General features: G+C 47.5%; 23 protein-coding genes. 20 read left to right on the top strand and 3 right to left on the bottom strand.

Features of this window, described 5'->3' with window-relative positions; genetic code table 11:
* Positions 1–301 precede the first annotated feature (301 nt).
* The 19 genes from NST20_RS15270 (at position 302) to fabZ (ending at position 16,541) form a co-directional block, all read left to right on the top strand.
* A complete protein-coding gene (locus tag NST20_RS15270) occupies positions 302–676 on the top strand; it encodes an ATP synthase subunit I (protein ID WP_017553097.1) in 375 nt (124 codons plus the stop codon).
* A gap of 16 nt (positions 677–692) precedes the next feature.
* Positions 693–1,409: a F0F1 ATP synthase subunit A gene (atpB, locus tag NST20_RS15265; protein ID WP_014096761.1), complete on the top strand. Its 717-nt coding sequence runs from the start codon at positions 693–695 to the stop codon at positions 1,407–1,409.
* Between the two features lie 65 nt (positions 1,410–1,474).
* Positions 1,475–1,687, top strand: coding sequence for a F0F1 ATP synthase subunit C (gene atpE, locus NST20_RS15260; RefSeq protein ID WP_026104500.1), 213 nt, complete (start codon positions 1,475–1,477; stop codon positions 1,685–1,687).
* A gap of 184 nt (positions 1,688–1,871) precedes the next feature.
* Positions 1,872–2,393, top strand: coding sequence for a F0F1 ATP synthase subunit B (atpF, locus tag NST20_RS15255; RefSeq protein ID WP_017553095.1), 522 nt, complete (start codon positions 1,872–1,874; stop codon positions 2,391–2,393).
* Positions 2,390–2,926 (top strand): F0F1 ATP synthase subunit delta, encoded by a 537-nt coding sequence (locus tag NST20_RS15250; RefSeq protein WP_017553094.1) that lies wholly within the window; start codon positions 2,390–2,392, stop codon positions 2,924–2,926. Before atpF ends, NST20_RS15250 begins: the two co-directional genes overlap by 4 nt.
* A gap of 23 nt (positions 2,927–2,949) precedes the next feature.
* Complete coding sequence (atpA, locus tag NST20_RS15245; RefSeq protein WP_013860727.1) at positions 2,950–4,464, top strand: F0F1 ATP synthase subunit alpha; 1,515 nt, start codon at positions 2,950–2,952, stop codon at positions 4,462–4,464.
* A 142-nt stretch (positions 4,465–4,606) separates the two neighbouring features.
* Positions 4,607–5,464 carry an ATP synthase F1 subunit gamma gene (gene atpG, locus NST20_RS15240; protein ID WP_071452167.1) on the top strand — a complete coding sequence of 286 codons (858 nt, stop codon included), beginning with the start codon at positions 4,607–4,609 and terminating at the stop codon, positions 5,462–5,464.
* Between the two features lie 75 nt (positions 5,465–5,539).
* Positions 5,540–6,961, top strand: a complete 1,422-nt coding sequence (atpD, locus tag NST20_RS15235; protein ID WP_265114654.1) for a F0F1 ATP synthase subunit beta — start codon at positions 5,540–5,542, stop codon at positions 6,959–6,961.
* 22 nt (positions 6,962–6,983) lie between these two features.
* Positions 6,984–7,394 carry a F0F1 ATP synthase subunit epsilon gene (locus NST20_RS15230; protein ID WP_013860724.1) on the top strand — a complete coding sequence of 137 codons (411 nt, stop codon included), beginning with the start codon at positions 6,984–6,986 and terminating at the stop codon, positions 7,392–7,394.
* Positions 7,395–7,525: 131 nt separating this feature from the next.
* Positions 7,526–7,762, top strand: coding sequence for a DUF1146 family protein (locus NST20_RS15225; RefSeq protein WP_013860723.1), 237 nt, complete (start codon positions 7,526–7,528; stop codon positions 7,760–7,762).
* Between the two features lie 232 nt (positions 7,763–7,994).
* Positions 7,995–8,735: a YwmB family TATA-box binding protein gene (locus NST20_RS15220; RefSeq protein WP_013860722.1), complete on the top strand. Its 741-nt coding sequence runs from the start codon at positions 7,995–7,997 to the stop codon at positions 8,733–8,735.
* A 32-nt stretch (positions 8,736–8,767) separates the two neighbouring features.
* Positions 8,768–10,081 carry a UDP-N-acetylglucosamine 1-carboxyvinyltransferase gene (gene murA, locus NST20_RS15215; RefSeq protein ID WP_041819519.1) on the top strand — a complete coding sequence of 438 codons (1,314 nt, stop codon included), beginning with the start codon at positions 8,768–8,770 and terminating at the stop codon, positions 10,079–10,081.
* A 371-nt stretch (positions 10,082–10,452) separates the two neighbouring features.
* Positions 10,453–11,463 carry a stage II sporulation protein D gene (gene spoIID, locus NST20_RS15210; protein WP_013860720.1) on the top strand — a complete coding sequence of 337 codons (1,011 nt, stop codon included), beginning with the start codon at positions 10,453–10,455 and terminating at the stop codon, positions 11,461–11,463.
* Positions 11,464–11,544: 81 nt separating this feature from the next.
* On the top strand, positions 11,545–12,315 hold the full coding sequence (locus NST20_RS15205) for a M23 family metallopeptidase (protein ID WP_013860719.1): 771 nt from the start codon (positions 11,545–11,547) through the stop codon (positions 12,313–12,315).
* A gap of 323 nt (positions 12,316–12,638) precedes the next feature.
* Complete coding sequence (spoIIID, locus tag NST20_RS15200; RefSeq protein ID WP_017553086.1) at positions 12,639–12,905, top strand: sporulation transcriptional regulator SpoIIID; 267 nt, start codon at positions 12,639–12,641, stop codon at positions 12,903–12,905.
* 393 nt (positions 12,906–13,298) lie between these two features.
* Entirely contained in the window at positions 13,299–14,300 is a 1,002-nt protein-coding gene (locus tag NST20_RS15195) for a rod shape-determining protein (RefSeq protein ID WP_017553084.1), read from the top strand.
* 38 nt (positions 14,301–14,338) lie between these two features.
* Entirely contained in the window at positions 14,339–15,127 is a 789-nt protein-coding gene (locus tag NST20_RS15190; protein ID WP_019721006.1) for a flagellar hook-basal body protein, read from the top strand.
* 27 nt (positions 15,128–15,154) lie between these two features.
* Positions 15,155–15,985: a flagellar hook-basal body protein gene (locus NST20_RS15185; protein ID WP_342399774.1), complete on the top strand. Its 831-nt coding sequence runs from the start codon at positions 15,155–15,157 to the stop codon at positions 15,983–15,985.
* Positions 15,986–16,115: 130 nt separating this feature from the next.
* Positions 16,116–16,541 (top strand): 3-hydroxyacyl-ACP dehydratase FabZ, encoded by a 426-nt coding sequence (fabZ, locus tag NST20_RS15180; RefSeq protein WP_019721004.1) that lies wholly within the window; start codon positions 16,116–16,118, stop codon positions 16,539–16,541.
* A gap of 186 nt (positions 16,542–16,727) precedes the next feature.
* Here the strand turns inward: fabZ and NST20_RS15175 are convergent, their stop codons facing one another.
* Positions 16,728–16,892: a hypothetical protein gene (locus NST20_RS15175; RefSeq protein WP_013860712.1), complete on the bottom strand. Its 165-nt coding sequence runs from the start codon at positions 16,890–16,892 to the stop codon at positions 16,728–16,730.
* 6 nt (positions 16,893–16,898) lie between these two features.
* Complete coding sequence (gene ssb / locus NST20_RS15170) at positions 16,899–17,258, bottom strand: single-stranded DNA-binding protein (protein WP_013860711.1); 360 nt, start codon at positions 17,256–17,258, stop codon at positions 16,899–16,901.
* A 349-nt stretch (positions 17,259–17,607) separates the two neighbouring features.
* Between ssb and NST20_RS15165 the strand changes: the two genes are divergently transcribed.
* On the top strand, positions 17,608–18,030 hold the full coding sequence (locus NST20_RS15165) for a YwpF-like family protein (protein ID WP_013860710.1): 423 nt from the start codon (positions 17,608–17,610) through the stop codon (positions 18,028–18,030).
* 23 nt (positions 18,031–18,053) lie between these two features.
* Here the strand turns inward: NST20_RS15165 and NST20_RS15160 are convergent, their stop codons facing one another.
* Positions 18,054–18,488 carry a DUF4944 domain-containing protein gene (locus tag NST20_RS15160; protein ID WP_013860709.1) on the bottom strand — a complete coding sequence of 145 codons (435 nt, stop codon included), beginning with the start codon at positions 18,486–18,488 and terminating at the stop codon, positions 18,054–18,056.
* Between the last annotated feature and the right edge of the window lie 27 nt (positions 18,489–18,515).

Here is an 18,515-nt window from a genome sequence, read left to right as displayed (position 1 = left end):
CCATTTTCTGAAAAAATAAGTTCTAATGACTATATCAAGGAAACTCCTATTGACATTGGATAAGCGCTATTGTATGCTAAAAAAGTGTACATAATGAGAAGGTTTTCATGAGGTTGGGATTCTACTATTAATATGCCGGAAATGTGAAAAACCAGTAAAGCCGGGGCTGCAGGCTGTTCGTAACCTTAACAAATTGCAAGTTTTGGTTAAGAATGTTGCGATTTGCTAGGTGAGGAAGTGACATACCGCTTTCCTGCTGTGCTGCAAACGATCGGCGTCCCTTGTCAGGAGTGTTTAAGGCATGCCGGAACTTCTACGTATTTACAAAAGACAGCGCAAGTATTTGGTGATTCTTTTGTGCCTTTATTTGGCGGGGGCGATGTTTCCCGGTTACCGTTCTGTTTTCCTCGGGCTTTTGCTTGGCACAACTGTCAGCCTCTTTAACTTATGGCTTATGGTGAAGAAAACAATGGCTGTTACCGATGTTTCTCCGGGCAAAAAAAGGATCTCGCTTGGTACCGGGATGAGAATGGCGGCTGCCGTACTCGCGGTAGCGGTGGCGCTCCGTTTTCCGGATTTGTTTCATCTATTGGCTGTAGTGATTGGCATAATGACATCTTATCTCGTCATTATGATAGATTTTTTTGTAGGTTTGCTTCAACAAAGAAAAAAGTAAAGTGAGGTGAGTTTCGGTGGAACATAAGCAACCGATAGTCGAATTCATGGGGTTGTATTTTAACCTGTCCAACGTCATGATGATTACTGTCTCATCCTTGATCGTGTTCATCATTGCGGTCATCTCAACAAGAAAGTTGGCGTTGAAACCTACAGGCATGCAGAATTTTATGGAATGGGTCATGGATTTTGTCAGAGGGATCATTAAAAGCAATATGGACTGGAAAACCGGCGGCGTCTTTCATATTCTGGGCCTAACATTGATCATGTATATCTTTGTTTCCAATATGCTCGGATTGCCGTTTATGGTTGTTTATGATCATTATTCCTGGTGGAAGTCACCTACTTCCGACCCGGTTGTTACCCTTACGCTGGCCGTTCTGGTCATGGGCCTGTCCCACTTTTACGGTGTCAAAAAGAGAGGGTTTGGCGGATATCTGAAAAGCTATGCTGAACCGTTATGGTTTTTGGTCCCGATTAACCTGATCGAACAGTTTGCCAACACGTTAACATTAGGGCTCCGGCTTTACGGGAATATTTATGCCGGCGAAGTGCTGCTGTCGCTGCTTGCGGGCACTTTGGCGATGCATACAAACATTTGGGGGACAATCGGAGCGATTATTCCGACCCTTGTATGGCAAGGATTTTCCATTTTTGTCGGCACGATCCAGGCATATATTTTTACCATGTTAACAATGGTTTATATTTCTCATAGGATTGCCCATGAGGAATAACCATTTCTATATTTTTGAAAAATCATCTATTTATATATTCCAAAGGAGGAAATCTTATCATGAGTTTGGGTATTCTTGCAGCAGCAATCGCGGTTGGTTTGGCAGCATTGGGCGCCGGTATCGGCAACGGCCTTATTGTCGGTCGTACAGTTGAAGGGATCGCAAGGCAGCCGGAAGCACGCGGCCTTTTGCAGACAACAATGTTTATCGGCATTGGCTTAGTTGAAGCTCTTCCTATCATTGCGGTTGTTATCGCATTTATTGCACTGGGAAGATAAGGAACATGTTGACGGCGAAGCGGATTCTAAGAGACCTTCGCCTTTCCTTTATGGTTTAGCCGGGAACAGCTGTAGTTTCGGTTATGAGCGGTTCAGGGCAATCATTTTTGAACCATTTTGCTTCTTTTTTTGGTAAAAGGTGCGAAAGAATGTTTTAAGAACGTGTGGAAGGGAGTGAACCCGGGTGTCCCAGACTGATTTAGTACTCGGATTTGTGCTAGGGAAGCTCAACACAGGCGATATTTTATTCCAGGCCATTGTGTTTGTTGTGTTGCTTCTGCTATTGAAAAAATTTGCTTACGGCCCTCTAGTTGAAATGATGAGGAAACGTGAGGAACATATTGCAAAAGAAATTGAAACGGCGGAAAAAAACCGCGAAGAAGCAGCCAGGCTTTTGGAAGAACAGCGCAAGATGCTGAAAGAAGCACGTGTTGAAGGCCAGAATTTAATTGAAAATGCAAGGAAACAGGCAGAAGTGCAGCATGATGATATCGTTGCAACAGCGCGCCAGGAAGCAGAACGCATGAAAGATGCTGCCAAAGTTGAAATCGAACAGGAAAAAGCGAAAGCTGTTGCTGCTTTGCGTGAACAGGTAGCATCCTTGTCCGTGATGATTGCCTCTAAAGTGATTGAAAAAGAAATTTCCGAGAAAGACCACGAGAAATTCATACTCGATTCTATTAAAGAGGCAGGAGAAATGAAATGAGTAATGAGGCGGTAGAAAAACGGTACGCTTCGGCACTTTTCGAGCTTGCAAAAGAGCACGGGCAGCTTCAAGAAATCGAAAAAGAAGTCCGGGCGGTAAGAGAGGTTTTTGAGGAAAACGAACCGTTCCGAAAGCTCCTTAAATCTCCGAAATTGACGATAGAAAAGAAACAAGAAATCCTTAAAAACATTTTTTCCGGATTATCCACTTTCACTTTGAATTTGTTGTTGCTCTTGACTGAGCGGCACAGGGACGAGCTCATCCCGAGGGTATGCCGTGCTTTTATTGAACGGGTGAATGATGAACGCGGTATTGCAGATGCACTTGTCTACTCTGCTCGCCCGCTTTCTGCTGACGAGAGCAAAGCGATATCCGAAGTATTTGCCAAAAAGGTCGGAAAGCGGTCTTTAAACATTGAGAATATCGTGGATGACGGTCTGCTGGCCGGATTAAAGATTAGAATCGGCAACTCTATTTTTGACAGCAGTTTGCGCGGAAAATTGGAACGTCTTGAAAAAACATTAATCAGTTAAGTGAGAAATGAGGTGCTGGATTTATGAGCATTAAGGCTGAAGAAATCAGCTTGCTGATAAAAAAACAGATTGAAAATTACCAGTCTGAAATTGAAGTGAGCGATGTCGGTACCGTTATCGAAGTCGGTGACGGGATTGCGCGTGCACACGGTCTTGACCAGGCCATGTCCGGGGAACTGCTGGAATTTTCCAACGGGGTCATGGGGCTTGCGCAGAACCTTGAGGAAAGCAATGTCGGGATCATTATTCTCGGGCCTTACCGTGAAATTCATGAAGGCGATGAAGTAAGGCGTACAGGCCGGATCATGCAGGTGCCGGTCGGGGAGGAACTCATCGGCCGTGTCGTCAACCCGCTCGGCCAGCCGGTTGACGGGCTCGGGCCCATCAACACAACGAAAACCCGCCCGATTGAATCTAAAGCGCCTGGCGTAATGGACCGGAAATCGGTAAGCGAACCGCTGCAAACGGGGATTAAGGCGATCGATGCACTTGTGCCGATCGGCCGCGGGCAGCGGGAATTGATTATTGGCGACCGCCAAACTGGTAAAACGACTATTGCGATTGATACGATTATAAACCAAAAAGACCAGGACATGATTTGTATCTATGTTGCGATTGGCCAAAAAGAATCGACCGTCCGCGGTACAGTTGAAACGCTCCGCAAATTCGGGGCTTTGGATTATACGATTGTGGTAACGGCTTCCGCTTCGCAACCGGCGCCTCTTCAATACTTGGCACCGTATGCCGGTGTTGCGATGGGCGAAGAATTCATGTACAACGGAAAACACGTGCTCGTTGTGTATGATGACTTATCCAAACAGGCTGTTGCTTACCGTGAACTTTCCTTGCTCTTGCGCCGTCCGCCGGGCCGTGAAGCATATCCTGGCGACGTATTCTATTTGCACTCCCGCCTGCTTGAACGTGCCGCCAAATTAAGCGATGCAAAAGGCGGAGGTTCATTGACCGCCCTGCCGTTTGTTGAAACACAGGCCGGCGATATTTCGGCTTACATTCCGACAAACGTGATTTCGATTACAGACGGGCAGATCTTCCTGCAGTCCGACTTGTTCTTCTCAGGTGTCCGCCCGGCGATCAATGCAGGGTTATCCGTATCCCGCGTAGGCGGTGCCGCGCAAATCAAGGCAATGAAAAAAGTTTCCGGCACACTGCGCCTTGACCTGGCATCTTACCGTGAACTTGAGTCATTTGCCCAATTCGGGTCGGATTTGGATAAAGCCACCCAGGCAAAACTGGCACGCGGGCAGCGTACGGTTGAAGTATTGAAGCAGGACCTGAACAAGCCAATCAAAGTGGAAAAACAAGTATGCATCCTGTATGCATTAACAAAAGGATTGCTGGACGATATTCAAGTGGAAGACATTCTCCGTTTTGAATCGGAACTTTATGACTGGCTGGACCAGAACCGGGCATCACTGCTCGAAGAAATCCGTACAACCGGAAATCTTCCTGACGATGAAAAAATGAAAGAAGCCATTCAGGCATTTAAAAAGACCTTCGTAGCATCTGAACATCAATAATTGGACAGAGAACCCCGTTACCCGTACGCGGCATGCGTGCTTTTTCACTGCAGCATCATTCCCGAGGCAAACGGGCCGGACAGACAAAGGATTTCAATCCAGGATTGGAATCCTGATTAACTCACAAGGGTGGTGAAGTGAAGTGGCATCCTTACGCGATATAAAAAACCGGATCAACTCTACGCAGAAAACAAGCCAGATTACGAAGGCGATGCAGATGGTGTCGTCTGCAAAACTGAACCGTGCGGAATTGTCCGCCAAATCATTTGTCCCCTACATGGAGAAAATGCAGGATGTAGTAGTCAGCATTTCCCAGGGGACAGGCGGCGCCCGGCATCCGATGCTTGTTTCCCGCCCGGTTAAAAGGACCGGTTATTTCGTGATCACATCTGACCGAGGACTAGCCGGCGCTTTTAACAGCAACGTTTTAAGGCTTGTAACCCAGACCATCCGGGAACGCCATCAATCTGATGATGAATATGCGATTATTGTGATCGGCCGTACAGGATACGAATTTTTCAGGCGTCTAAAGATGAATGTTGTGCTGCAGATTGTCGGCCTGTCTGACCATCCGACATTCCAGGATATCAAAAATATCACGAAGAAAACGGTCGCGATGTATGAAGACGGGACATTCGATGAGTTGTATTTGTATTACAACCATTTTGTCAGCGCCATTAGCCAGGATGTGACGGAAAAAAGGCTGCTGCCGCTTACGGATGTAACGGCGACAAACCGGCTCATTTCCTATGAATTTGAACCGTCTGCAGAAGAAATCCTGAATGTTTTGCTGCCGCAATACGCAGAAAGCCTTATTTATGGCGCGCTGCTGGACAGCAAAGCAAGTGAACACGCGGCACGCATGACTGCAATGAAAAATGCGACGGACAATGCAACTGAATTAATCGACTCGTTGACATTGACATATAACCGTGCCCGCCAGGCATCCATCACACAGGAAATTACAGAAATTGTCGGTGGAGCAGCTGCACTGGAATAATTTCCGTTTTGGCAAACCGCTCTTTTGCCGAAACGGATCGGGCATGTGCCATCAAGCAAGTTAGGAGGGAACAGTATGAGCATTGGACACGTTCTGCAAGTAATGGGTCCGGTAGTTGACGTAAAGTTTGAAAACGGTCAGCTCCCTGATATTTATAACGCATTAAAAATCAATTATAAAGCAAAAAATGCCAATGAAGTGGATATCAATGTTACACTGGAAGTTGCATTACACCTGGGCGATGATACCGTCCGCACAATTGCGATGGCTTCCACAGACGGCATCCGTCGCGGCATGGAAGTAGTGGACACAGGCACGCCAATTTCTGTACCGGTAGGGGAAGCAACCCTTGGCCGTGTATTTAATGTGCTCGGGGAAGTCATTGACCTTGACGGCGAACTGAAAGGCAATGTGCGCCGCGACCCGATCCAAAAACCGGCGCCTTCCTTCGAGCAGTTATCCACGCAGGTTGAAATTCTTGAAACCGGCATTAAAGTCATTGACCTTTTGGCGCCTTACATCAAAGGCGGGAAGATCGGTTTGTTCGGCGGTGCCGGCGTTGGCAAAACCGTGTTAATCCAGGAACTGATTAACAACGTTGCACAGGAACACGGTGGTATTTCTGTATTCGCCGGCGTAGGGGAACGGACGCGTGAAGGGAACGACCTCTACTACGAAATGAAAGATTCCGGCGTTATTGCCAAAACAGCAATGGTGTTCGGGCAAATGAACGAACCGCCTGGCGCACGTATGCGTGTGGCTTTAACAGGCCTGACGATGGCTGAATATTTCCGTGACGAACAAGGCCAGGACGTATTGCTCTTTATCGACAATATTTTCCGTTTCACACAGGCAGGTTCTGAAGTGTCTGCGTTGCTCGGCCGTATGCCGTCAGCGGTAGGTTACCAGCCGACCCTTGCAACCGAAATGGGCCAGCTGCAGGAACGGATTACATCTACAAATAAAGGTTCAATCACATCGATCCAGGCGATCTATGTGCCGGCTGACGACTACACTGACCCGGCTCCGGCCACAACATTCGCCCACCTCGATGCGACGACCAACCTTGAACGCCGTTTGTCGGAAATGGGGATTTATCCTGCTGTAGATCCGCTCGCTTCGACATCCAGGGCATTGTCCCCTGAAATTGTCGGGGAAGAGCATTACAACGTTGCCCGCCAGGTACAGCAAACATTGCAACGTTACCGCGAGCTCCAGGACATTATCGCGATCCTCGGGATGGATGAACTGAGCGAAGATGACAAACTGGTTGTTGCGCGCGCACGCCGCATCCAGTTCTTCCTGTCGCAAAACTTCCACGTTGCGGAACAATTTACCGGCCAGCCGGGATCTTATGTGCCGGTTAAGGAAACTGTCCGCGGCTTTAAAGAAATTCTTGAAGGGAAATACGACCATCTTCCTGAAGATGCTTTCCGCCTCGTAGGCACGATCGAGGATGCTGTGAAAAAAGCGGAAGCCATGGGCGTAAAAGCATAATGCGGGACCGGGAGGAAGTAAAATGAGGACATTTGAAGCCAGTGTTGTCACTCCGGACGGCCCGGTATACAATGCGGAAGTGGAAATGGTAATTGCAAAAGCCAAAAGCGGCGAGATCGGTATCCTGTACGGGCATGTTCCGCTTGTTGCGCCGCTTGATATCGGAGTTGTCCGGTTTAAAAACGGCGACCAGGAAAAAGTAGTTGCAGTGAGCGGCGGCATTTTGGAAACACGCTCCAACCAGGTGACCATTCTGGCACAGGCTGCCGAAACACCCGAACAAATTGACATCCGGCGGGCGGAAGAAGCAAAGCAGCGTGCAGAAAAAAGATTGCACCAGTCCCATCAGGATGATATCGATTTTAGACGGGCGGAGCTTGCGTTAAAACGCGCGATGAACCGGATTGAAGTCTATCGCCACTTTTCCAGATAACCGCTTTTCCTTACTGTCATTTTATGATCAAAAAGGCACCTTCTGCTTCTTCGGAAGGTGTTTTTCTTTAAGCAGCCGGTTTGCCGGGCAAGGCGCCTGAACGGGCAAAAACAGGAAGGGAATGAGGACAGATGACAGCTGAATTCGGAACGCAGGCAGTGCTCAGCATCCTTGTGAATTTGTTTTTTATTGGCATGACGTTTTGGATCCTTCAAGCCGTCCATATTGACAAGATCATAAAGAAAAACCGCATTGTCCAGGCAAGGCTTTTGTATATTTTCCTTTCTGTCGCAATCGGATACAGCGTCAGCAATTTTTTCCTTGACTATTTGCTATGGGCGCAGCGCCTGCATTTCCTGTTCCAATGACGGGTACCGCTAAGCATTGTTTCAAAATTCCAATTGATCGGTTCTTTTGAGGCTGAAAAATGGTTTGTTTTTCCTGTTTCCAAAAAATGATCCGTTGCATATAATTTAGGTATGCTTTTTTGACAAAATTCATTATACTAGTGTATAGGGTGTCAAAACTTGACGACTTTTACCTGGTATGTCTGCCGTCTCTCTTGTTAACACTTTTAATAAGGGAGAGGGGAGCGCAAAGATGAAATTCCGATTTGTATATCCGGTTTTGGCAATTGTTGGTTTGACACTGATTTTCATGGGGAATAAGACAGATGCGGCCAATTTTACGGATCAATTGCAGTTATTTCAGGCGTCCATTGCAAAATTGAACGGCAAAGTCACTGAATGGTCTTTATATACAAGAGAACCCCTGCGGGCGCCGTCCGAACCGGAATGGGCCGAAAAAGTGCAGACATTGCAGGATACATTCCCTGAAATGCACTGGTCGGTAAAAAAGGACAGGCATGTGAAGGTGCTCACGGGCAAGCTGGAAAAAAGCCATTATGTCGAAACCGTAAAATTGATGTCGACCCTATCAAATGCTGAAAACGGTTCGTATATCATTTATGAAGTGAATGGCAAAGGATGGGACCGCGCGCAAATGCGCAAAGTCAATCAATTGGTATCTGCCCGCACTCGAGCGCTTTTTACGAAAAAGCCCATGGTTTTCTCTTGTATCAAAGGCGAATTCAGTGATAAAATGGATCATGTTTTGTTACGTGGAAAAAAAGAACAATTGCTGAAACGTCTTGATGCGCAAGAAATTGAAACAATGGAAGAAAAGAACTTTTATGCGGTTTCCGGATACTCACCTAAGTTTTCTGAAAATATCCATGCCAAAAACCGGAAAATGAATGTGCAAATCGGTTTGCGAGACAGCGGTTTGGGCGGTAAGACAACGGTCGTAATTGGCACACCCATCATTACGATTGAATATTAATATAGAGAATATGGACGCGGAGGGGAATACTCTTGGAAAAGATCATCGTCCGCGGCGGAAACAGGCTTCAGGGCACCGTTCAAGTGGAAGGTGCAAAGAATGCCGTATTGCCTGTGATCGCTGCATCGTTATTGGCAAGTGAAGGAAAAAGCATCATACGTGATGTACCACAACTCTCCGATGTATTTACAATCAGTGAAGTGCTGCGCCACTTGAATGCTGAAGTTACGTTTCTGGATAATGAAATCACTGTAGATGCATCAAGGGAGTTATCAATTGAAACGCCTTTTGAATATGTACGCAAAATGAGGGCATCTTTTTTAGTGCTGGGGCCGTTACTGGCGAGAACCGGGAAAGCAAGGGTCGCATTACCGGGAGGCTGTGCCATTGGATCCCGCCCTATTGACTTGCACTTAAAAGGATTTGAAGCAATGGGCGCCAAAGTAGATGTGGGAAACGGCTTTATTGAAGCGTCTGTATCCGGCCGCTTGCATGGCGCGAAAATATATATGGATTTTCCAAGCGTCGGCGCAACCCAGAATATCATGATGGCCGCATCGCTGGCTGACGGACAAACGGTCATTGAAAACTGTGCAAAAGAACCTGAAATTGTGGATCTTGCCAATTTCCTGAATGAAATGGGCGCAAATGTAAAAGGTGCCGGCACGGGAACCATTAAGATCGAAGGTGTAGAGAAGCTGCATGCTGCTGATCATACCATCATACCGGACAGAATTGAAGCAGGGACATTTATGGTTGCCGCTGCGATTACAAAGGGAAATGTGTTGGTAAAAGGTGCGGTACCTGAGCATATTTCTTCCTTAATTGCAAAGCTGGAGGAAATGGGTGTCACCATCATTGAAGAAGAGAACGGTGTCCGGGTTATCGGCCCGGAAACATTAAAGGCAGTAGACATAAAGACAATGCCTTATCCGGGATTCCCGACCGATATGCAGTCGCAAATGATGGCGCTCCTTTTGTGTGCTGAAGGCACGAGCGTGATTACGGAAACGGTATTTGAAAACCGATTCATGCATGTGGAAGAATTCCGGCGCATGAATGCGGATTTAAAAATAGAAGGGCGTTCGGTTATTGTGAACGGGCCGTGCAATTTGCAGGGGGCTGAAGTTGCCGCAACAGACCTGCGGGCAGCCGCCGCTTTAATTATTGCCGGGCTGGCGGCAAAAGGCATTACCCGGGTGACCGAATTAAAACATCTGGACCGCGGCTATTTGAACTTTCATTTAAAACTGGCTGCACTTGGGGCCGACATTGAAAGGGTCGACGACGAAGCGGAAGTTGCGCCGGCAAAACAAGATCAATTGCTTGCTGACGCCAATCTTTAGTTTGTATAAAAACCTCTGTACATATTCCCCCATGTGCAGGGTTTTTTTTTCGCCATTTTTCTTCTGCTGTTCCCATTATGGACAAAGCAGGCCGGTTTCAAACGTACAGGCCTTGATTTTTCATGCAGTTGTTGAAACAGTTTATGTTGAAACGCCGTCCAATGCGTTTCCTCCCGCCTCAAGCGATGCGCCTCCGGAACTTATCCGGTTGTCGCCAGAGCGCGCCGGGAAGGTTCGTCGGCTTTTTTTCGGTGCTGCCCCATGCTTGCCCCGCACACCCTTGAGCGTGCATTTTTAATCATAAATGCTTGTCCCGTCCCATAAATTGGAGTATAGGCTTTCCACCACTTCGACCATATGGAGGCGTCAGCATGAAACCAATCAAACCCGTTGTAATCGCAGCGATCCTCGTTCTCGCCTTTTCCTTTCTCATTCCGGCCCTTGTCGTCCTTCCGTTCCACAACGACAAGGTGAGCGGAAAATTGCATGAAAAAAAACCGCCAAAGGAGGAGAAAGCAACGGTATCCGTCCAGGTATCCGTATACAGAAGCATGGAGAAAAAGGTTGACCGCGTGCCAATGGAAGACTATGTTGCAGGCGTGGTCGCAGCTGAAATGCCTGCAACGTTTAAACTCGAGGCATTAAAAGCCCAGGCACTGACTGCCCGCACTTTCATTGTCAACCGGATGTTAAATGGCGGAAACAGGGATTTGCCGGATAATGCCAATGTGACAGATACGGTCAACGACCAGGTATATTTGAGCCGGGATGAACTGAAAAACGTTTGGGGGAAAGCGTATCAGGAAAAAATGGAGAAAATCGACAAAGCGGTTGCTGCAACAGAAGGCGAAATCATCACTTACCATAACAAGCCGATCGATGCAGCGTTTTTTTCCACCAGCAACGGCTACACAGAAAATGCCGGCGATTACTGGTCCAGTGCCGTACCCTATTTAAAAAGCGTGAAAAGCCCGTGGGATCAAAACTCGCCTAAATTCAAGAAAGTCACATCCATCCCCGCCACGGCGTTCGAACAAAAACTGGGGATCCGGATTCAAGCGAATGATACGGGAACTGTCTTATCCAGGACAGAAGGAAAAAGAGTGGCGAAAATCAAAATTGCCGGCAAAGTTTTCACCGGCAGGCAGGTGAGGGAGAAGCTGGGGCTGCCTTCTTCAGATTTTACATGGGAAAGAAAAGGAAAAGAAATTGAAATTATAACGAAAGGATACGGGCACGGCGTCGGCATGAGCCAGTACGGGGCAAACGGCATGGCACAGGAAGGGAAAGATTATAAAGCGATTGTGGCGTATTATTATCAAGGCGTCACGGTGAAACCATTCAGCCAAATTGCCGGCGCCGGCGCCCTGGCAAAAAGATAATCCCTCCCGGACAAAAATTTTTTAAACTTGATGTATAAACAAATGAAGAAATGTTCAGAATGGTTGCTGAGGTGATGATAAATGAGAGAGGAAGAAAAGAAACGGCCTTCTCAACCAAAGAACATAAAAAATTTCTTCAAAAAACGCTGGGTCTATCCGGCAATCTATTTAGTAAGTGCGGTGCTGTTGATTACAGGGATTATTTGGTATCAGTCGCTTGGAACCCATTCGGCAAAAGAAAAATTTAAAAACGATGCATCCATCAGCCAGAAAGGATCCGGCAATGACGCAATCGAAGTAAACAAAGCGGTAGAAAACTTCAGAATGCCGGTACAAAAACCTGAACTGGCCACGATTGAGAAGAAGTTTTACGACGCGAATGCTTCCGTCAAGGACCAGGAAGCCGCACTCGTTGTATACGGCAACACATATCAGCCGAACCAGGGAATTGACATCACGATGAAAAATGGCAAAACATTTGACGTTGTTGCTGCAATGGGCGGTACCGTCACAAAAGTGCAGGAAGATGCCGTTTTGGGCAATGTCATTGAAGTCGAACATGACAAAGGCGTGACGACCGAATACCAATCGGTGAAAGACATTGCGGTGAAAGAAGGCGATATGGTCAAGCAAGGACAAACGATCGCAAAAGCCGGCCGGAGCGAGCTGAACAAAGCCGCCGGGACGCATCTTCATTTTGAAATCCGCAAAGACGATGTGGCGGTCAATCCGGAAGGCTACTTCAATAAAACGGCCAGCGACGTCAAAACGCCGGAAGTTTCATCCGAAAGCAGCCAGTCCAAGCAAAGCCGGTCTTCGGAAAAAACATCAACCAGCCAGAACAGCCATTAATACAGCCCGCGTGTATACAGGACAGAAAACCTCTGTCCTTTTTTTGTTTTCCGCCCGCTTCCCGTAAAAAAGCAGTTTCTTGCATAAAATGGTACACAAGCTAATAAACTGTTACAAACTTGACAAAAAAGCGGGAGTGTTTGAGGTGAGGAATCGTTAATGACGGGAGCATCTTCGCTACAGACTTGATTATATTCTGCACCATCAGAAAGGCTTCACTTTCTGCCGCAAGCATGAACAGCCTGCGGGATCCAGTACAAAATTGAATCCGGCGAGTCTCATTTCACACGCCTCACATCCAATTTTTGGGGAGGGCGAGTAGTGTGCACGATTACATCAAAGAGAGGACTATCAAGATTGGGAAGTATATCGTGGAGACGAGGAAAACAGTTCGCGTAATTGCGAAAGAGTTTGGCGTATCCAAAAGTACTGTCCATAAAGATTTGACGGAAAGGCTGCCGGAAATCAATCCGGAACTGGCAAATGAGGTAAAGAATATCCTCGATTACCATAAATCTGTCCGCCATTTGCGCGGAGGGGAAGCAACAAAGCAAAAATATAAAAAAGAAGAGTATCCGGTCACAGAGTAACAGAAAAACCGCAGCAGCGCTTTCCGGCTCATGAGGGCTCCATGATTCCTGAAAGAAGCAATCGAATTGCGCGGTTGCTTCTTTTTACGGTCCGGGCCCGTTTTGGGAGCGGTTCCGGCCACAGGATGCGCAGCTGCTTCCATCCGGTAAACGGCTTTCGCAGAATTGAAACGGACACCCCGCGCGAAAGCTGCTTTTTTGCAAACCGGCCCCCCCCGTAAAATCCCCTCCGTTTGCCTCGCTTGAAAAATACCCGAAAATAAAATTTGACAAATGGTCCCGAAACCCGGCAAAAATATGCTAAAATAAATAATCAGGGATAACAGACAATGATAGACTTCGAATAGATAAATCGTCCTAAAAAAGTTTGAAAAATGAGGAAGGAGCACATACATGTTTGCAAAGGATATAGGAATTGATTTGGGTACCGCGAATGTACTGATCCACGTAAAAGGCCAGGGAATTGTGCTGAATGAGCCGTCTGTTGTAGCCATTGAGAAAACGGCCAATAAAGTGCTCGCGGTCGGGGAGGAAGCGCGCCGCATGGTTGGCAGGACGCCGGGCAATATTGTCGCCATCCGCCCGCTGAAAGACGGCGTCATTGCCGATTTTGACGTAACGGAAACGATGCTGCGGTATTTTATTAACAAGTTGAATGTAAAGGGATTCTTATCGAAACCGCGCATTTTGATTTGCTGCCCGACAAATATTACGAGCGTGGAGCAAAAAGCGATCCGCGAGGCAGCAGAAAAAAGCGGCGGGAAAAATGTTTACCTGGAAGAAGAACCGAAAGTGGCGGCCATCGGTGCAGGCATGGATATTTTCCAGCCGAGCGGGAATATGGTGGTCGATATCGGCGGCGGCACGACGGATATTGCGGTACTGTCGATGGGGGACATTGTGACAAGCTCGTCCATCAAAATGGCCGGTGACAAATTTGACAATGAAATTCTGCAGTATATTAAACGGGAGTACAAACTGCTGATCGGCGAACGGACGGCAGAGAATATCAAGATGAATATCGGCACGGTATTTCCGGGCGCCCGCAATGAAGAAATGGACATCCGGGGCAGAGATATGGTTTCCGGCTTGCCGCGGACGATTACGATCAAATCCGCTGAAATTGAAAAAGCGCTGCGTGAATCCGTGTCCATCATTGTCCACGCCACGAAAAACGTTTTAGAGAAAACGCCTCCTGAACTGTCAGCCGACATTATTGACCGCGGTGTCATTTTAACAGGCGGCGGGGCCCTTTTGCACGGTATTGACCAATTGCTTGCCGAAGAAATTAAAGTGCCGGTCCTTGTTGCCGAAAATCCGATGAGTTCCGTAGCGATCGGAACAGGCATCATGCTTGAAAATATCGATAAAATTTCAAGAAGAAAACTCGTTTAATCAAACGTTTGATGAATGCTCCAGCGAGGTGAATGGCAATGTTACGGGGTTTATATACAGCGGCTTCCGGGATGATCGCCCAGCAGCGGAAAACGGATTTGCTCGCCAATAATTTATCCAACGCAGACACGCCGGGGTATAAAACGGACCAGTCATCGATCCGCTCTTTCCCGAAAATGCTGCTCAGTTATATGGATAAAAACGGGACAACAGGCGAAGTAGTGAAATCGGTCGGGTCACTTGCGACCGGTGTTTATATGCAGGAAACACTGCCGCTTTTTAAACAGGGTGACCTTAAAGAAACAGGCAACCGGACCGATTTGGCCATATTAGATCAGGCTTCACCGCAAGGAAGCCTGTTCTTCCGCATCGATGACGGCAACGGGCATGAAGCCTATACGCGGAACGGGAATTTCACAGTGAACCCGGAAGGCTATTTAACGACCGCTTCCGGCCATTACGTGCTGGATGAAAACGGGGGCCGCATTCAGACGGGGGGAACCGATTTTTCCGTCGATGCGGCTGGCGTGGTAACGGAAAACGGGCGGTATGCGGGCACGATCGGCCTTGCCTACGCCCAAAATCCGGCACAGCTTGAGAAAACAGGCGACGGTTTATATACGCTCGCGAATAACGGGGCGCTGCCAGCTGCAGGCCAAAACGGCTTTCAAATCAAGCAGGGCTGCCTGGAATCTTCCAATGTCGATGAGACAAAAACAATGACAGATATGATGAGTGCTTACCGCTCTTTTGAAGCCAATCAAAAAGTGCTGCAGGCTTATGACGCAAGCCTCGGCAAAGCCGTAAATGACGTAGGAAAAGTATAACGGAGAATGGTGGGGTGAGACAGCGCCATGAATCAATCCATGTTGACAGCAACCAATACGCTCAGGCAGTTGCAGGACAAAATCGATACCATCAGCCATAATGTTGCTAATGTGGATACAAACGGCTATAAAAGCAAACAGGCGAGCTTTACCGATCTGCTCGCCCAGAAAATCAACAACCAGCCGGATCCATCCAAAGAAACAGGCAGAAAAACGCCGTACGGCATCCGGACCGGCACGGGGGCAAAACTGGCACAAGCGGTGCTTTCCCCATCGCAGGGGGCGCTTGAAAATACCGGACGCGCCCTTGATATGGCCTTTACAAAAGAAAACCAGTACTTAAAAGTGCTTGCCGGGGTAAATGGCCGTAATGAAACGGCCTTTACCCGCAATGGCGCATTGGAAGTATCCCCGCTCGGAAACAATAGAAGTATGCTCACTGATGCGAACGGGAATCCTGTCCTGGATGAGGATAACAGGATGATTACATTCCAGGGCAGAGTAGCAGATTACGCGATCAGGCCAAACGGGATCTTGCAGGTGGCATACAGTGACGGCACGCGGGAAAGCTTTAACCTCGGCGTTGTCCAAATACGCAACCCGCAAGTGCTGGAACAGGCCGGGAACAACTTGCTGAGGCTGCCGAAAAACGCCAATGCGGCAAATGTATACACCGATTTAAAGGGGGCAAACCGCAGCCAAATTTCTATGCAGCAGGGCGCGCTTGAAAAATCGAATGTCGACCTTTCTGCTGAAATAACGGAGCTAACGAAAACAGAACGGTTGTATCAGTTCCAGTCAAGGACGATTACATTGTCCGACCAGATGATGGGCCTTGTAAACAACATCCGTTCCTGATGATTCGCTTTTTACGAAAACCAGCTGCCTTACGTACTTTAAGGCAGTATCCGGGGACGCGGCCGTTTCGAATCCTGCCCGCCGCCTTATTTCTCCCGGACTGAAACTGAAAACGGAGGATTTTTTGCCAATGTTGGATTTACAGCAAATTAAAGACATTCTCCCGCACCGTTATCCTTTTTTATTGATTGATCGCATTCTTGAGGTGGAAGAAGGAAAACGTGCGGTTGGAATCAAAAACGTATCCGGAAACGAACCTTTTTTTGCAGGCCACTTTCCGCAATATCCGGTCATGCCGGGTGTATTGATTGTGGAGGCGCTCGCACAGGTGGGCGCGGTCGCCATGTTGAAAAAGGAAGAAAACCGCGGGAAACTTGCGCTTTTTGCAGGTATTGACAAGTGCCGGTTTAAACGCCAGGTAAAACCGGGAGACCAGCTTCGCCTCGAAGTGGAAATCATCCGCTTGAAAGGGCCGGTCGGAAAAGGCAAAGCGGTTGCTACAGTCGGCGGGGAGCTTGCCTGTGAAGCGGAGATCATGTTTGCACTCGAAAAATAGCAGCGGAACAGGTCTTGCCGCTTTTTTCCGTAAAAAAAATCAGCCGGATGTCCAGCTGACCAAAAGAGAAGGGGATAGAAGAGGATCGGTATTCTCAACAAATATTCTATCTGATGGGGCAATATAGGAGAAACGTTAGGAACTGGTAAAATGGAAAAGAAAGTTGGAAAAGGAAAACTCATACGTTTACTTCAGATGTGGCACGAGTGCGGGCATTTTGCGGCTCTCTTCCTCTATCCGTTTTACTTCCTGCATCAAAAGTGCAAGCTGCCGGTTCAGCATGCCCTGTTTGACGATCATATCCGCTAATACCCGCTCAAGTGCATCCAACCGTTTTGCAGCGTCTTCCATTGCATGCTACCCTCCCTGGCCGGTTTCCTGCAGCGGTTTGTTTTCCGGCCGTTTGCTTAAAAATTGGACTGTGTCGGCAATGACTTCGGTGACGTAGACCCTTTTTCCGTCCTTATTATCATAGTGGCGGGTCTGAATCCGGCCGGTAATGCCGAGCATGGAACCTTTTGCGCAATATTTGCTTGTATTCTCCGCGATTTTATTCCAAAGGGTACATTGGACAAAATCGGTTAACGTTTCGCCAAATTGATTCCGGTAATGGCGGTTTAAGGCAAGCGTAATATTTAGCACCGGTTTTCCGTCTGCTGTGTAGTGAAGATCCGGATCTTTTGTGAGCCTTCCGACTAATGTGACCTGGTTAATCAACTGATCCACCCCCTTCCTGCATTTATCTTACCGGCTTTCATTTTTCTTGTAAAATCGCCATTTTTCAAAAATAGCCCCTTCGTTTCGTGCAAAAATGTATTTTTGCACGCCTGGTTTTTACATATTTCGGCTGTAAAAAGAGGTTATGGCATTATTTAAAATTTTTTCTTTGGCATCAACCGGGCGAAAATGGGAACTTTTACCGCGGAAACATAACAGCTGCTTTCCGGCTTGGACTTGCATTGTCCAGACTTCCGCCTTTTTGATGCAGGTGAGAAAATGGGCTGTTGCCGGTGATCGTCTGTTGGATGTATGTTATAATTTTTACAAACGAATAGGGAGGAAAGGGATGAAAACGTTTAAGATCCTGTCGCTTACCATTTTGAATGACGGCGAACGCGTGCCGATTCCGTTGATTGACGGGCTGATTCTGAACAAGGAAGATGGGCGGGGCACCTGGCTGATTGAAGCATACACGGAGAGCAAGCATCTGCCGTTTTTTGCGGAAAAAGAAAAGCAGCAGACGGAGCTGGATACTGAAGTGGTGATCACGTATGAGAACAATGATCCGGCACCACTTTCGACCCGGGTCAGGGGAATAAAAGAATTTGACGGAACGATCAGCGTCCTGCTCGAAGGGAAAATACGCTCGAGGCGGATCGCGTATGCGGAAAAGCTGTTGGAGGAGCTGGTCCGCGAAGGGTACGAAGGCGAGGAATTAATTGAGGCATTTAAAGAAAGATTAAACGGAAAAGGCCGCTCTGCGTCATAAAACAGAGCGGCCCTTTCGCGCCTTTATTTTTGCTTTTTTAATTCGATGACTTCCTTATGGACTTTGTTATCTTCTTCCCAATAAATGACGGCTTCTGGATGTTCTCCTTTTTTTGGCGCGTCTGTATATTCTACAAATCCTGTGTCTGGAGATACCTTCTCTTTGTTTGCTGTTTTGTCCCCGGCTTCCATTTCACCACCGATCCAATATTGTGTTTTTAAAACAGAAACCTTATTTTTCTCTTTTTTGGAGCCATTCCAAATGAAATCTCCAGAATAATTAACATCATCAGATTTCTCACCGTTATACGATAATACAGCCGTCCATTTGCCGCTCTTGCTGTGGCCCACCCATTTCGGGTAGCTTGGCTTTTCCTTTTCATGGACAACCATACCGACTATAATGCCGATTACGACAACGGCAGCAATGATGCCTGTGATAGCCCAAGGTTTTTTCATGTTTAACGTGCCCTCCATTTTTGTTGA

The organism is Weizmannia sp. FSL W8-0676, assembly GCF_038593015.1.
Lineage (GTDB): Bacteria > Bacillota > Bacilli > Bacillales > Bacillaceae_C > Weizmannia > Weizmannia coagulans.
Note: the sequence above shows the minus strand (reverse complement) of the source record. Positions and strands in the feature narration are given on the sequence as shown.

Coding starts and splice junctions, on each gene's coding strand:
- atpD (WP_265114654.1), top strand. CDS start 5,540: ATGAGCATTGGACACGTTCTGCAAGTAATGGGTCCGGTAGTTGACGTA.
- atpA (WP_013860727.1), top strand. CDS start 2,950: ATGAGCATTAAGGCTGAAGAAATCAGCTTGCTGATAAAAAAACAGATT.
- NST20_RS15230 (WP_013860724.1), top strand. CDS start 6,984: ATGAGGACATTTGAAGCCAGTGTTGTCACTCCGGACGGCCCGGTATAC.
- NST20_RS15165 (WP_013860710.1), top strand. CDS start 17,608: ATGAAAACGTTTAAGATCCTGTCGCTTACCATTTTGAATGACGGCGAA.
- NST20_RS15190 (WP_019721006.1), top strand. CDS start 14,339: ATGTTACGGGGTTTATATACAGCGGCTTCCGGGATGATCGCCCAGCAG.
- NST20_RS15225 (WP_013860723.1), top strand. CDS start 7,526: ATGACAGCTGAATTCGGAACGCAGGCAGTGCTCAGCATCCTTGTGAAT.
- NST20_RS15175 (WP_013860712.1), bottom strand. CDS start 16,892: ATGGAAGACGCTGCAAAACGGTTGGATGCACTTGAGCGGGTATTAGCG.
- NST20_RS15220 (WP_013860722.1), top strand. CDS start 7,995: ATGAAATTCCGATTTGTATATCCGGTTTTGGCAATTGTTGGTTTGACA.
- NST20_RS15270 (WP_017553097.1), top strand. CDS start 302: ATGCCGGAACTTCTACGTATTTACAAAAGACAGCGCAAGTATTTGGTG.
- spoIID (WP_013860720.1), top strand. CDS start 10,453: ATGAAACCAATCAAACCCGTTGTAATCGCAGCGATCCTCGTTCTCGCC.
- NST20_RS15250 (WP_017553094.1), top strand. CDS start 2,390: ATGAGTAATGAGGCGGTAGAAAAACGGTACGCTTCGGCACTTTTCGAG.
- NST20_RS15205 (WP_013860719.1), top strand. CDS start 11,545: ATGAGAGAGGAAGAAAAGAAACGGCCTTCTCAACCAAAGAACATAAAA.
- NST20_RS15195 (WP_017553084.1), top strand. CDS start 13,299: ATGTTTGCAAAGGATATAGGAATTGATTTGGGTACCGCGAATGTACTG.
- fabZ (WP_019721004.1), top strand. CDS start 16,116: ATGTTGGATTTACAGCAAATTAAAGACATTCTCCCGCACCGTTATCCT.
- NST20_RS15160 (WP_013860709.1), bottom strand. CDS start 18,488: ATGAAAAAACCTTGGGCTATCACAGGCATCATTGCTGCCGTTGTCGTA.
- NST20_RS15185 (WP_342399774.1), top strand. CDS start 15,155: ATGAATCAATCCATGTTGACAGCAACCAATACGCTCAGGCAGTTGCAG.